At 65.4% G+C, this 13807-nt stretch carries 16 protein-coding genes; 7 read left to right on the forward strand and 9 right to left on the reverse strand.

Annotation, left to right across the window (positions count from 1 at the left end; translation table 11 throughout):
* Nucleotides 1–162: 162 nt before the first annotated feature.
* The 8 genes from ABDJ40_RS18625 to ABDJ40_RS18660 all read right to left on the reverse strand — a co-directional run bounded on the left by ABDJ40_RS18625 (nt 163) and on the right by ABDJ40_RS18660 (nt 5878).
* Complete coding sequence (locus ABDJ40_RS18625; protein WP_183105257.1) at nt 163–798, reverse strand: protein phosphatase CheZ; 636 nt, start codon at nt 796–798, stop codon at nt 163–165.
* An 11-nt stretch (nt 799–809) separates the two neighbouring features.
* Entirely contained in the window at nt 810–1202 is a 393-nt protein-coding gene (gene cheY / locus ABDJ40_RS18630) for a chemotaxis response regulator CheY (protein WP_183105258.1), read from the reverse strand.
* Between the two features lie 104 nt (nt 1203–1306).
* Nucleotides 1307–2233, reverse strand: a complete 927-nt coding sequence (motB, locus tag ABDJ40_RS18635; RefSeq protein WP_269633794.1) for a flagellar motor protein MotB — start codon at nt 2231–2233, stop codon at nt 1307–1309.
* 45 nt (nt 2234–2278) lie between these two features.
* Nucleotides 2279–3139 carry a flagellar motor stator protein MotA gene (gene motA, locus ABDJ40_RS18640; protein ID WP_269633793.1) on the reverse strand — a complete coding sequence of 287 codons (861 nt, stop codon included), beginning with the start codon at nt 3137–3139 and terminating at the stop codon, nt 2279–2281.
* 124 nt (nt 3140–3263) lie between these two features.
* Complete coding sequence (locus ABDJ40_RS18645; protein ID WP_347611860.1) at nt 3264–4058, reverse strand: class I SAM-dependent methyltransferase; 795 nt, start codon at nt 4056–4058, stop codon at nt 3264–3266.
* A gap of 17 nt (nt 4059–4075) precedes the next feature.
* A complete protein-coding gene (gene flhC, locus ABDJ40_RS18650; protein WP_183105262.1) occupies nt 4076–4612 on the reverse strand; it encodes a flagellar transcriptional regulator FlhC in 537 nt (178 codons plus the stop codon).
* A 209-nt stretch (nt 4613–4821) separates the two neighbouring features.
* Nucleotides 4822–5148: a flagellar transcriptional regulator FlhD gene (gene flhD, locus ABDJ40_RS18655; RefSeq protein WP_347611863.1), complete on the reverse strand. Its 327-nt coding sequence runs from the start codon at nt 5146–5148 to the stop codon at nt 4822–4824.
* A gap of 238 nt (nt 5149–5386) precedes the next feature.
* Complete coding sequence (locus ABDJ40_RS18660) at nt 5387–5878, reverse strand: hypothetical protein (protein WP_347611865.1); 492 nt, start codon at nt 5876–5878, stop codon at nt 5387–5389.
* A 715-nt stretch (nt 5879–6593) separates the two neighbouring features.
* On the opposite strand from ABDJ40_RS18660, the gene ABDJ40_RS18665 reads away from it, so the two are divergent.
* The 7 genes from ABDJ40_RS18665 to ABDJ40_RS18695 all read left to right on the forward strand — a co-directional run bounded on the left by ABDJ40_RS18665 (nt 6594) and on the right by ABDJ40_RS18695 (nt 13343).
* Nucleotides 6594–7502, forward strand: coding sequence for a flagellin N-terminal helical domain-containing protein (locus ABDJ40_RS18665; RefSeq protein ID WP_347611868.1), 909 nt, complete (start codon nt 6594–6596; stop codon nt 7500–7502).
* Nucleotides 7503–7852: 350 nt separating this feature from the next.
* The gene (locus tag ABDJ40_RS18670) at nt 7853–8767 is read left to right on the forward strand and encodes a flagellin N-terminal helical domain-containing protein (protein WP_183105266.1); all 915 of its coding nucleotides are present in this window, start codon (nt 7853–7855) and stop codon (nt 8765–8767) included.
* A gap of 306 nt (nt 8768–9073) precedes the next feature.
* Nucleotides 9074–9988, forward strand: coding sequence for a flagellin N-terminal helical domain-containing protein (locus tag ABDJ40_RS18675; protein WP_347611872.1), 915 nt, complete (start codon nt 9074–9076; stop codon nt 9986–9988).
* Between the two features lie 153 nt (nt 9989–10141).
* Nucleotides 10142–11545, forward strand: coding sequence for a flagellar filament capping protein FliD (gene fliD, locus ABDJ40_RS18680; RefSeq protein WP_347611874.1), 1404 nt, complete (start codon nt 10142–10144; stop codon nt 11543–11545).
* A gap of 172 nt (nt 11546–11717) precedes the next feature.
* On the forward strand, nt 11718–12149 hold the full coding sequence (fliS, locus tag ABDJ40_RS18685) for a flagellar export chaperone FliS (protein WP_347611875.1): 432 nt from the start codon (nt 11718–11720) through the stop codon (nt 12147–12149).
* A gap of 54 nt (nt 12150–12203) precedes the next feature.
* Entirely contained in the window at nt 12204–12503 is a 300-nt protein-coding gene (locus ABDJ40_RS18690) for a flagellar protein FliT (RefSeq protein WP_183105270.1), read from the forward strand.
* A 90-nt stretch (nt 12504–12593) separates the two neighbouring features.
* The gene (locus tag ABDJ40_RS18695) at nt 12594–13343 is read left to right on the forward strand and encodes a flagellar brake protein (protein WP_347611877.1); all 750 of its coding nucleotides are present in this window, start codon (nt 12594–12596) and stop codon (nt 13341–13343) included.
* A 28-nt stretch (nt 13344–13371) separates the two neighbouring features.
* Here ABDJ40_RS18695 and fliE read toward each other — a convergent pair whose 3' ends face one another.
* Nucleotides 13372–13695, reverse strand: a complete 324-nt coding sequence (gene fliE / locus ABDJ40_RS18700; protein ID WP_347611879.1) for a flagellar hook-basal body complex protein FliE — start codon at nt 13693–13695, stop codon at nt 13372–13374.
* Between the last annotated feature and the right edge of the window lie 112 nt (nt 13696–13807).

Genomic DNA, 13807 nt, shown 5'->3' on the forward strand with positions numbered 1-13807 from the left:
CGTGCTGCGGGGCGCACTGCAGCGGCCGACGTGTCAACGGCCTCGCCAGCACCGCGAAGTCATGGGCACAAACAAAAAGCCCGCCGGTGCATCGCACACAGCGGGCTGTGGAAGGTCCGGCGCCACCTGATGTGGCCGGCCGGGCCGGAGGACAACAAAGGGTCAGAAGCCCAGGCTGGCCAGCAGGTCGTCGACCTCGCTCTGGTTGGCTACGACGTCGGTGCGACCTTCCGGATTCACGACCGGACCCTGCAGGATGTTGGGGTCCACCTTCTCGCGCTGTTCGGGCGGCACCACCTGCACCAGCAGCTTGACCAGACTGTCTTCGAGGTCATTGGCCAGGGTCACCACCTTGGCGACCACCTGACCGGTCAGATCGTGGAAGTCCTGGGACAGCATGATGTCCGTCAGGTGCTGGTCGATGTGGGCGGTGGAGTCCTCGACCTGCTTGACGAAATTGAAGACAGCGCCCGAGGCCACGGCCTTGACCGGGTCCGCCGTGATGGCCTTGGCCATCTCCGCCGTCGCGGCCGAGATCTTGGCGTGCTCGCTCTTGGCCTGGTCCACCGAGTTCAGCACCTTGTTGGCGGCCTCGGCGGTCTTGTTGGCGATGTAGGTGAGGCGGCTGCGCGCGTCGGGCAGGCCGTCGGTGGCGGTCTGGAGCTTGGGCATCACGCCCAGCTGCTGCATGGTGTCGTGCAGGACCCGCGTGATGGTGCCCAGTTGCTGGAACACCTCCGGCGAGACCATCAGGGGGTCAGTACCTGCGCCCAGCTTGGTGAAATCTTCGGCTTTCATGGCCTTCTCCCTCAAGCGGCCGCGGCCAGCTTCTGCATGATCTTCTGCACCTTCTCTTCCAGCGTCGCCTTGGTGAAGGGTTTGACGATGTAGCCGGCGGCGCCACTCTGGGCGGCCAGCACGATGTCTTCCTTGCGCGCTTCGGCGGTCACCATCAGCACCGGCAGGTGCTTCAGCGAGGCGTCTTCCTTGATGGCCTTGAGCAGCTCGAAGCCCGTCATATTGGGCATGTTGATGTCGCTCACCACAAAGTCGAACTTGCCGTTCTTCAGCATGTTCAGGGCCTCGACGCCATCCTCAGCCTCTTCGGCATTGTTGTAGCCGATCTCCTTCAGCAGACCGCGCACGATGCGGCGCATGGTCGAGAAGTCATCGACGATCAGAAATTTCATATCAGTGCTCATGGCGTTCCTCGCAAGGGGCTTGAGGGCTGGTCGAACCTGGTTCCTGCAGCGGGCCTGACCGGCGGTGGCGAGGGCCTGCTGCGACGGGACGTTTCAACGCTTCTTTACGGTTTCTCGGCCGCTGATGCTGCATTGTCGGCCGGTTCGTCCTCGTTGTCCGGCAGATTTTTCAGCACCGCGTCTTCCGCATCACGGTTCATCACGATGATGCTGATCCGGCGGTTGATCGGGCTTCGGGGATCGTCGGGCTCCAGCAGCTTGCTCGCCGCCAGGCCCTGCACACGCAGCACCCGCGACTCCGGCAATCCCCCGGACAGCAACTCCCGCCTGGAAGCGTTGGCACGGTCCGCCGACAGCTCCCAGTTGCTGTATCCCCGCTCGCCCCCCGAGAAGGGCTGAGCATCAGTATGCCCCTCCAGCGTCAGGCGGTTGGGCACCTCCGCGAGGACGGCGCCAAGTTCGCGAAGTAGTTCTCGCATATAGGGTTTGACCACGGCGCTGCCGCTGTCGAACATGGGACGGTTGTTCTCGTCGACGATCTGGATGCGCAGGCCCTCGCGTGTCATTTCGAGACGGATCTGCCCCCCCAGTGATGCCAGGGAGGGGTTGTTGGCCAGCACCTCCTTGATCTTGTCCTTGAGCTCCTGCAGGCGGGTGCGCTCGGCACGGCGCTGCTCCTCCTTCAGGGCACGCAGGTTGATGGTGTGGCGCGGGGCGTCGACATCACCGGCCTTGACCTGGCCCGTCTGGCGGGTCAGGTCTTGCCCCCCGCCCTTGATCACGTGCGATGAATCACCCGAGCCCGAGCCGCCGCTCAAGGCCACCTTCAGCGGCGAGGAGAAGTAGTCGGCAATGCCTTTCTTGTCGCCCTCCGTCGTGGAGCCCAGCAGCCACATCAGCAGGAAGAAGGCCATCATGGCCGTCACGAAGTCGGCATAGGCGATCTTCCACGCGCCACCATGGGCGCCATGGCCGCCCTTCTTGATCTTCTTGATGATGATGGGCTGGAGCTTCTTGGCGTCACCGGCCATGGTGCTGCCCTCCCCTGGCGTTGGCAGGCATCGAGGAACTCAGCCTCATTTCTTGCCCTTCACGTGGCTCTCGAGTTCGGTGAAGCTGGGGCGGTCGCCCGAGTACAGCACCTTGCGGCCGAACTCGATGGCCACCTGCGGCGCATAGCCCTGCATGCTGGCCAGCAGGGTGGTCTTGATGCACTGCAGCTCCTTGCCGGCGTCCTCCACCTTCTGCTCCAGCAGGCCGGCCAGCGGCTCCGCGAAACCATAGGCCAGCAGAATGCCGAGGAAGGTACCGACCAGGGCCGAGCCGATCATGCCGCCCAGCACGGCCGGGGGCTGGCCCACCGAGCCCATGGTGTTCACCACACCCAGCACGGCGGCCACGATGCCGAAGGCCGGCAGGCCGCCTGCCAGGCGATTGAGGGCTGCCACGGCGGCATGCTCTTCCTGGTGGTGGGTTTCGATCTCGGCGTCCATCAGGGACTCGATCTCATGGGCGTTGAGATTGCCCGAGACCATCATGCGCAGGTAGTCGGTGATGAACTCGGTCACGTGGTGGTCGTTGCCCACCGTCGGGTACTTCTGGAACAGGGGCGAGCTGTGCGGGTCCTCGACGTCCTTCTCGATGGACATCAGGCCCTCCTTGCGGGCCTTCTGGAGGATGTCGTACATGAGCGCCAGCAGCTCCATGTAGCGCGCCTTGCTGAACTTGCTGCCCTTGAAGCACATGCCCAGGCCCTTCATGGCGCCCTTGACCACCTTCATCTGGTTGTTGGCCAGGAAGGCGCCGAAGGCGGCCCCGAAGATGGTGATGAACTCGAAGGGCAGTGCATGCAGCACGACGCCGATATTGCCTCCGTGCGCGATGAACACGCCGAAGATGCAACCCATGGCAATGAGCCAGCCGACGATGACGAACATGGTGTGTGAATGCTGCTGTGTCTGAAGCCCTTATCGGCCATGCGCCCGGGCTCTTGAGCGAGGCCGGTGCACCATCTCCCCGGCGGACCGCCAAGAAGGCACGGCCCGGGCCGATGACGAGGGTTCAGAAACGATAGACATGAACGGAATGACGCCCCGCGAGGGGCTGGTTCAGTATGGCAGGCGTGCCCGGCAGCGGAAAGTCCAGGCTGATCAGCCAGGCACCGGACTCAAGTTCTGCATGGGCCTTGGCTTCGGCCTGCGCCATGCTTTCGGGCCGCTGGAAGAGGTAGACCAGCTGGTAGCCCGCCCAGGGCTGGGCCCACATATCCCCCCGCCGGACGCGGGCCCAGGGATGACGCAGCCGGCAGGCCAGGGCCAGCAAGGGGCTCCATTCCACGCCATGGATCTCTGCGGCGGGGAAACAACGGTGCAGCTCGCGCAGGCCGGCGCCCAGGCCGCAGCCGGCGTCGAGGATGCGGGCCTGGGACGGCAGTTCGACATGGGCGGCCAGGGACGCCAGCGCGCCGGCAGGCGTCGGGAACAGAGGGGCATCACGCCAGGTGCTGCGCGGGTACATCAGGACCAGCAGCCCCAGAGACAGCAGCCAGCACCAGGCCGGCAGGCCTGCCAGCCCCTGGTGCAGCAGCAAGGAGGCGGCAAAGCCACCCAGCACCATGAACCGGCGCCAGCGGCGCTCATGCAACCAGGCCAGGCCCGCGACCGGCAGCAACGCGCCCACCAGGGCCCACAGTGGTCCCAGCGGCTGAAGCGCCGCCAGCAGCAGCCAGCCCAGCAGCCAGCACAGAAACGCCGACGCCGGCCACAGCCGGCGGGTCCAGGCGCGCGCCGCCGGCAGCGCCTGCTCGGCGCCCGGCGGCGTGCTCGGGCCAGAGGGTGCTGCCGATCGATCCTGCATCACCACCCTGCCCCGATTCAATGCATCTGGATCGCGCCCTGCGCGCGGCCCTTGCCGGCGCGGGCCGGCGGGTTGCACAGGCCGCAAACGTAATGGCGGGAGATCTCGTGCGGGTGGGTGACGAAGTGACCGCCGCACTTGCAGCACTTGGTCATGGTCAGCATGCCGTTGTCCACGAACTTCACCAGACGCCAGGCGCGGGTCACCGACAGCAGCGGCTCCAGCCCCTGGGCCTGCACCTGCTCCAGGTAGAGCTGGTAGGCCTTGATGACCGTGTCGATCTCGTCGATCTCGGCCACCTTGTTCAGGTATTCATGCACGTTGAGGAACAGCGAGGCATGAATATTGGGCTGCCAGGTCATGAACCAGTCCGTCGAGAAGGGCAGCTGGCCCTTGGACGGCGACTTGCCGGAGACTTCCTTGTACAGGCGCAGCAGGCGCTCATACGACAGGTCCGTTTCCGATTCCAGCACCTGCAGGCGGGCACCCAGCTGGATCAGGGTGACGGCACGCTCGATCTGGCGGGCTTCGGTCAGGATGGACTTGCTGCGCATGGTAGGTCTCCAGTCTATTCAAACTACTCGGTTCATCTGGCTTGACATTCGATCCCGCCCCACGGCGGGCTCGAACGGCGTATTCAAAGGGCCGGCGCCGGGCCGCCCCAAGCCGGCCCCCTTGCAGTTCATATCCGCCCCAGGGCGGCTATGAACTGCACCCCCTCGGGGGGTGGCCGCCCGTACCCGGGCGACCGGGGGCACACATGTCATGCGGCTTCCTGGTGCCGGCCGGCCAGGAGGATGGAGGCATGCAGCCGGGACACCTGGTCGTTGGCGGCGGCCGGCTTGCCATGGCTGGTCAGCAGGCCCCACACCAGGTCGTCGTCCATGCGGAAGCGGCACAGCAGGGTGTTGCCGGAGGAGATCTTCATGATCTGGGCCGGAGTCAGGGTGGCGATCAGCGTCGCCGTCTCTTCCGAGATGCCCAGGCGGAACAGGGCCTGCTCGCGATCGGTGCGGATCAGGCTCTGGGCCAGCATCAGGTACGACAGATTGGCTTCACGGATCTCGGTGAGGATTTGATCGGCATTCATGTCGGGCTCCTGTGTGTCGCTTCAATTGCGTGTCAACGTGAGACGAATTGTGAAGAGCACAACTGGAACGAAACATCAGCCCATTTCCGTCGATGAAGTCCCGGTATTTCTCAGCCGCTTGTCAGGCAAATTCCTACAAGCCTGTCGGCCGAACCAAAGAAGAAAGGCCTGCTGCACGGGGGCAGAAGGCCTTTGCGGGGGCATGCCGCCCCTGGAGGCGGCTGGAAGGGCGGGCTTGTCAGCCTTGGGATGACAGGCCGGACGCCTCGTTGGCGCGGGTCTGCAGCCGGGCCAGTTCGACGCGCACCAGGCCCACCAGCTCGGGAGCCTCGCGTTCCAGACTGATCAGGCCCTGCCCGGTCATCAGCTGGGTGAGCACCTCCAGGGCCGCAGCCTCCTCGCCCAGGCCTGCCAGGGCAAAGCCCAGGGTGTAGAGGCTGGCACCGTGGTGAGGCGTGATGACCAGCGCCTCGCGGGCGTAGCGCACCGCATGGGTCAGCTCTCCGGCGCTCAGCAGCAAGGCAGCCATGTCACTCAGCAGCTCGTGGCTCAGCGGCTCCTGTTCCAGTGCACCGGCCAGCAAGGCCAGGCCCTGGCCCAGGCGACCGCGGGAGGCCTCGGCAAAAGCCGCGTTGCGGGCCTGAGCCAGCAGCCACTGGGCTTCGGGGTTGGGATTGATCATGGCGGCGGGCAAGGCCTCGCGCGCGCCTTCAGTATGGGTCGAACGCATGTGCATCTCCTGCAGATAGGCCGTGCGGGGCCGTTGAAAGGGACGCAAACAATGCATGGCCTGCCATCGCTGACCGGCAGGGGCAGGCTTATCGTCCGCGTTGGCGCCCACTTTAGGGATCGCCCCTCCCTGCCAAAGGCTTGAAAAGCGGGGTCTGCCGCCTTCATCTCGGCGCCTGCCTCGTCCGGTGCGGGCCGAAATAGCAGACAGGGCCCCGCCTCCAGTGGCATGAGGGCGCGGCCCGCAGCAGCGTGCTCCTGACGCTCACCTCTTGCCTTCTTCCACCTGTGCCGCGGCGACGACGCGGCCCACCTTTCAGCAAAGGACGCCCGAGCCCCTCCAGCCCCACCTGACGCCAGACCGGCATTTCTTCACAGTCCAGGCCCGCTCCCGCCTGTTCTTGAAACGAAGAAAAGCACGGCAAGTCCCCCGGCTATTCAAAAGATCACAGGTCTTGACAAAAAGCCCTCAAGTTCCGACTGGGGGGCTCCGATAGCCATTCCAACGGGTCTGGAAACAGGTTCGTGGTCCGGTTAGGAGGCCGAGAACGGGCACCTCGATGGCAAGACGAGGTTCCGGCTTCAACGGTTGACTAGCGCCGGGCGGTGCAGAGCGGCAGGTTCGCCTGTCGGGCTGCAAGCACGGGTGTCAGTACCCGGGCACCCGAGTCACGTCGGCGCTAAGCCGGGGTTCTTCAAGCTGAAAGGAGCACATCATGCCCGCCGTCATCAATACCAATCTGCTGTCGCTGAACGCACAGCGCAACGCCAACACCGCGCAGTCTGCGCTGGCGGTGTCCATGCAGCGCCTGTCCTCGGGCCTGCGAGTCAACTCTGCCCGTGACGATGCCGCCGGTCTGGCCATCGCGGAACGCATGAATTCCCAGGTCAAGGGGATGAATGTGGCCATCCGCAATGCCAACGACGGCATCTCCCTGGCGCAGACGGCTGAAGGCGCACTGGGCAAGGTCAACGACATGCTGCAGCGCATGCGTGAACTGGCCGTGCAGTCGGCCAACGGCACCAACAACACGGATGACCGCACCGCGCTGAACAACGAGTTCTCGCAGCTGCAGAGCGAAATCACCCGTCTGACCAACAACACCACGTTCAACGGCCAGGCCACCCTGACCACCACCACCTCGTTCGACTTCCAGGTCGGCGCGAACGCGACCAGCAATGACGTCATCTCGATCTCCGGGCTGAACATGCTGGGCACGACCACCGCCGCCGGCAAGAACGACGGTGCGCTGGCTGAAGTGACCAACGCCACCAACACGGACATCCTGGCCGTCGGCGCCGCCGGCTCCGGCACGACCTTCGACGCCTACACCGGCGCCACCAAGGGCGCCCTGGACTCGGTGGCGAAGATCGACCTGGCCATCGCCCAGGTGAACGTGGCACGCTCGACCTTCGGTGCAGCGCAGAACCGCATCGACGCGGCGATCTCCAGCCTGCAGGTCTCGGTGGAGAACCAGTCTGCCGCCCGCAGCCGCATCATGGACGCTGACTACGCCATGGAAACCGCCAACCTGAGCCGAGCGCAGATCCTGCAGCAGGCCGGCACGGCGATGATCGCCCAGGCGAATCAGACGCCGCAGCAAGTGCTGTCGCTTCTTCGATGACCCTGGGCCAGCCCCGCTGGCCCTGAGCTCCAACGCTGCGACGACCGTCGAGGTCAAAGGGCAAAGCCCGCCAGCGCAAACACCCTAACAGGCCGCCAATCACCCCGCTTTTCAGGTGATTGAGCGGCCCCTCTTTTCAAGGTCTGACCTCAAGCGCATCCACATCGGTCCGATAACCCTCTCAACGGGTCCCAGCTCGTTAGCGACAAGCGACAGCGGCCACCGCCTCTCCCCTCGAGAGCGCACCAGGCCGGCAGCGCAGGCACATCGCCCGCACTGTCACTGAAGCGGCCGCGACGCTGGTCTGCTTGGGCTCGGTTTCCATTCATCGGTACTGAAAGGATCGCGTCATGCCTCAAATCATCAACACCAATCTGCAATCGCTGAATGCACAGCGCAATCTGTCGATGTCGCAGAACTCCCTCTCTGTCAGCATGCAGCGCCTGTCGTCGGGCCTGCGAGTCAATTCCGCCAAGGACGACGCCGCCGGCCTGGCCATCGCGGAACGCATGAACACCCAGGTGCGCGGCATGACCGTGGCCATCCGCAATGCCAACGACGGCATCTCGATGGCGCAGACGGCCGAAGGCGCGCTGGGCAAGATCGGCGACATGCTGCAGCGCATGCGTGAGCTGGCCGTGCAGTCCGCCAACGGCACCAACAACCAGACCGACCGTGAAGCGCTGAACAACGAGTTCACCCAGCTGCAGAGCGAAATCACCCGCCTGGCTGCCAACACCTCCTTCAACGGCCAGCCCGTGCTGACGGGCACCACCGGCTTCACCTTCCAGGTGGGCGCCAACGCCACGACGAACGATCAGATCACCATCACCGGCGTCGACATCACCGGCACCACCACCAGCGCCGGCACCAATGCCGCGGCCCTGGCCGAGGTGATCAACACGACCAACACCGACATCCTGAACGTGGGCGCCGCCGGCACGGGCACCACCTTCGACGTCTACACCGGCGCCACCATCGGTGCGCTGGATGCCATGGCCAAGATCGATCTGGCGCTCTCGCAAGTGAACACGGCACGCTCGACCTTCGGTGCGGCACAGAACCGCTTCGATGCGGTGATCTCCAGCCTCAATGTGTCGGTGGAAAGCCAGACCGCCGCCCGCAGCCGCATCATGGATGCCGACTACGCCTCGGAAACCGCCAACCTGAGCCGCGCCCAGATCCTGCAGCAGGCTGGCAATGCGATGGTCTCCCAGGCCAACCAGCTGCCGCAGCAGGTGCTTTCGCTGCTGCGCGGCGGCTGATCCCGGCGCCGCAAAGGCGCCCAGCAGGAAGGCAGCGTCTCGCCCAGGGCGGGGTGCTGCCTTTTGTTTTGGCGGTGGTTTCACCCCTTTATCGAGTCTTTGGAGACGCACGAGCACTTTCAGAATTCGTCCAACACGTCAGGAATTCCCGGCGTGGATTCCGGAGCCCTCCGGATCGCAGTCAGGTTCAGTTCCGGCCTGATGCCTTTCGCGGGGCGACTCCGAAGATTTCGTTCCTGAGCGCACAAAGCGCCGGAGCGCCGTCCTCGGGGTCCGAACCCTCCGGCAATTTGCAGGAGTGCTCAAATGCCCCAGACCATCAATACCAACATCGCCTCGTTGAATGCGCAGCGCAACCTGAACATGTCTCAGGGGATGCTGAGCGTCGCGATGCAACGCCTGTCCTCCGGCCTGCGAGTCAACTCGGCCAAGGACGACGCCGCCGGCCTCGCGATTGCGGAACGCATGAACACGCAGGTCCGAGGCATGACGGTGGCCGTGCGCAATGCCAATGACGGCATTTCGCTGGCGCAGACGGCTGAAGGCTCGCTCGGCAAGATCGGCGACATGCTGCAGCGCATGCGTGAGCTGGCGGTGCAGGGTGCCAACGGCACCAACAACGTCGACGACCGCTCCGCGCTGAACAACGAATTCCTGCAGCTGCAGACCGAAATCGGACGGCTGGTGCGCAACACCACCTTCAACGGCTCGCAGATCCTCACCGGCGCGGCGACGACCTACACCTTCCAGGTGGGGGCCAACGCCACCACGGACGACCAGATCCAGGTGGCGGTGAGCGACATGCTGACCACCACCACGGCAGCGGGCAAGAATGACGGCGCGCTGGCGGCAGTCATCGACACCACTGCCACGGATATCCTGAACCTGGGCGCTGCCGGCACCGGCACGACCTTCGATGTCTACGCCGGCGGCACGCAGGGCGCCCTGGATTCACTGGCCAAGATCGACCTGGCGCTGGCGCAGGTCAACCTGGCCCGGTCCACCTTCGGTGCGACGCAGAACCGCTTCGATGCCGTGATCTCCAATCTGCAGGTCGCGGTGGAGAACCAGGCCGCCGCCCGCAGCCGCATCATGGACGCCGACTACGCGCAGGAGACCTCCAGCCTCTCGCGGGCGCAGATCCTGCAGCAGGCCGGCAACGCCATGGTCGCGCAGGCCAACCAGCTCCCGCAGCAGGTGCTGCAGCTGCTGAAGGGCTGAGCCATCAGGCGGCAGCCTGCAGGCCGAGGCGGTTTCCCGATGCTTTCGGGAGACGGTCTCGGCCTGCGGGCGCTGAAAAAACGCAAAAAGCCCTAAAGTTCGCTCCGACCCTGCCGAAGAGGGCTTGGGGCAGTGTCTTTTTGAGAGGATGCCATGGCGAGCATTACTTCAGTGGGGATTGGCAGCGGATTGAATGTCGAGGACATGATCTCGAAGCTGATGTCCGTCGAACAGACACCCATCAACAACATCAAGAAGGCCTCCGCCGGCCTTCAGACCAAGATCTCAGCCTATGGGCAGATGCAGGCCGCGATGTCGGCCATGCAGACCGCCGCCCAGAAGCTGAGCGACCCGGCCACCTGGTCCGCCTCGTCGGCCAGCAGCTCGGACGCCACCGCCGTCACCGTGAGCGGCCCGAGTGCCGGCACGCAGAGCCATGTGATCACCGTCAGCCAGCTCGCCACAGCGCAGAGCGTGGCCAGCGGCGTGTTTGCCAGCGGCACCAGCACCGTCGGTGAGGGGACGCTGACCATCGCCCTGGGCAGCTGGGAAGGCGACCCGCCCGTGTTCACCGGCAAGTCGGGCAGCAGCTCGATCAGCGTCAACATCACGGCCACGGACACGCTCAACAGCATCCGCGACAAGCTCAACGCAGCCAATGCCGGCGTGGTGGCCAGCGTGGTCAGCGATGCCGCAGGCACGCGCCTGGTCATCCGCTCGCGTGACAGCGGGCAGACCAACGGCTTCCAGATCAGCGCCTCGGACCCCAGCCTGGCCGCCCTGAGCTATGAAGGCCCGGCTGCCGGCGGCATGAGCCTCAAGCAGAGCGCCGGCAATGCCACCTTCAACATGGACGGGCTGGACCTCAGTTCCGAATCCAACACCCTCACCACCGTCGCCGACGGCCTCACGCTGACCCTGCTGAAGACCAGCACCACGGCCATCAACATCGGCAGCAGCACGGACACCGCGGCCATCAAGAAATCCATCACGGACTTCGTCACCGCCTACAACGGCCTGATGAACCTGATGCGCGACCAGACCAAGTACGACTCGGCCACCAAGACCGCCGGCACCCTGCAGGGCGATGCCAAGGCCATTTCGCTGCAGCAGATGCTGCGCAACGTCAGCGGCGGCTCGACCACGCTGGGCGGGGCCTTTGCGCGCCTGGCCGACATCGGCCTGGACCCCGGGCAGAACGGCACGCTCACCGTCAACAGCGCCAAGCTGGACAAGGCCCTGGGCAATCTGGGCGACCTCAAACGCTTCTTCAGCGCGGTGGACGTGACCGACGCCAGCCACAACGGCTTTGCCAAGAAGTGGAACGAATTCGCCAGCAAGAACCTGAGCACGGACGGGGCCATCTCCGTGGGCCAGACCGGCCTGCAGAAGCGCATCAAGGAAAACGACAAGCAGATCGACCGGCTGCAGGACCACCTGGACCTGATGGAGAAGCGCCTGCGCGCCCAGTACACGGCGCTGGACACCAAGATGGGGCAGCTCAACGGCCTGTCGGCCTACGTGACGCAGCAGTTCTCCAACAAGTCCTCTGGCTGAGGCGCTGTCCTGCCTGCTCTGACAAGGCGCCCCGCGGGGCGCCTTTTTCATTCAAACTGTCCACTCACAAACCCACTGCTTTCCCCGTGCAATTCGTCGCGTCGCGGAGGCTCAAGTTTCCCGCCGGCATGTCGAAAAATGTCTCAACACGGCCCAACAGAGAACTGAGCATATGTACGGCAACTCTTCCCCCTTCGCATCGCGCACGCATCGGGCCAGCGCCATGTACAGCAAGGTCGGTCTGGAAACCGACGTGCTGAATGCCAGCCCGCACCGCCTGGTGACCCTGCTGTTCGACGGCGTGCACGACGGCATGACCCAGGCCATCGGCCACATCCAGGCCGGCAACCACGAGATGAAGAACCGCAGCCTCGGCCGCTGCGTCCGTATCCTGGACGAAGGGCTGAAGGCGGCCCTGAACCTGGAATCCGGCACCCTGGCCCGCGACCTGCGCGACCTCTACGCCTACCTGTGCATGCGCCTGACGCATGCCAACCTGCACAGCGACATCGCCACCATCCAGGAATGCCAGCGGCTGCTGCAGCCCATCCGAGAAGCCTGGCATGCCATCGGCGAACGCGGCGACACCAAACGAGTGGCCTGAACCATGCGCGTCAAAACCACGACAGCCCGCCCACCCAGCATTCCGGACAGCCCCATGAACACCCACCTCATCAGCTACTACGAAGCGATCGAACAGGCCAGCGCCGACATGCTCTCCGCGGCCCGCTCGGGCAACTGGGATGAAGTCGTCAAGCTGGAAGGCGCCTGCGTGCTGCTGATCTCGCAGCTCAAGCATGCCGCCCAGCGCGAGCAGCTGGCGCCCGAGGAAAGCCAGCTCAAGACGCGCATCATGCAGCGCATCCTGCTCAACGACGCGGAGATCCGCCACCTCGCCGAGCCCTGGCTCGATGATCTGGATCAGGTGCTCAGCGGCAAGTTCAAGACCGTACACTGAAGACTTCGAAGCGCACCCCGGTGCGCTTCTTCACATCACGGCCGCCGCCCAATGGCGCGGCAGGCCGCCCGCTGCAACTGGTCCGCCCCGATGAGCCTGCCCGACACCGCCGCCACTACCGCCCTCGATGACCCGCAGCGGGAGAATTTCCGGATCAGCGCCCCCGTCGAGATTGCGGCCTACCTGCGTGAGCTGATGAGCGAGCAGGCACGGGTCTACCTGCGCAATCCGGAAGGGGTCGACCTGCACACCACCCTGTGCGTGCTGGACGCCCGGACCGGGCTCATGGGCTTCGACCTCCCCAGCAGCAGCAGCCAGGCGGAATCCCTGCTCGAGAGCGACGAGATCACCGCCACGGCCTACCTGGCCTCGATCCGGCTGGAGTTCGAGCTGGAGCAGCCCGTCATCGTGCGCGATGGCGGCGGCAGCGTGCTGCGTGCCGCCCTGCCCCAGCGCCTGTACCGCTTCCAGCGCCGCCAGACCTTCCGGGTCCAGCCCACGGGCGTGAACTATCCGCTGCTGCAGCTGCGCCACCCCCTGCAAGGTGAGCTGCTGCGCCTGCGCGTGCTGGACGTGAGCATGGGCGGCCTGGGCCTGCTGCTGCCGGGCGACCAGCCCGAGCTCCCGCCCAACCAGGACCTCGGCGGCTGTGTGCTGGAGCTGGACCGAGACACCCGCCTGGAAGTAGGCCTGCGGCTGCTGCACGTGACGCAGCATGCCGAGATCCAGAGCGGCCGCCACCTGGGCTGCGCCTTCCAGACGCTGCCGCCAGAGACGGCGCGTGCCCTGCAGCTCTACATCGACCAGACCCAGAAGCGGCGCCGCCAGATGCGGCTGTGAAGCCCCTCTGGCCGGCCCGCGGCAGGCCTCAGACCTGCATGTTCATGATTTCCGAGTAGGCCGAGACCAGGCGGTTGCGCACCTGCAGCGTGGCCTGGAAGCCGATCTGTGCCTTCTGCATGGCCACCATGGTCTCTTCGAGGCTGACCGTCGGGTTGTCCAGCTGGACCTCGCGCTGCAGGCGCTGGGCCTCGTTCTGCTGGGTGCTCACCGACTGCATGGCCTTGACCATGGCATCGCCAAAGCTGGCGCCACCGGTGGCGCGCGTCTGCGTCACCGGCTGGCCGTTGCTGCTCATGCCGGCGCGGGCGACGGCGGCTGCGAAATCAAAGGGGCGAAGCTTGAGGTCCATGGCATCTCCCGGAGCTGACGGTGCCATCCGGCCCGGCGGGGCGCGGCGGCAGGACACGGTCCCGCTCTTCAGGTAGGCAAATGCTACGGGGCAGGCCAAAGGACAAAGGCGT

Source organism: Roseateles flavus, from assembly GCF_039872765.1.
GTDB classification, from domain to species: domain Bacteria; phylum Pseudomonadota; class Gammaproteobacteria; order Burkholderiales; family Burkholderiaceae_C; genus Roseateles_B; species Roseateles_B flavus.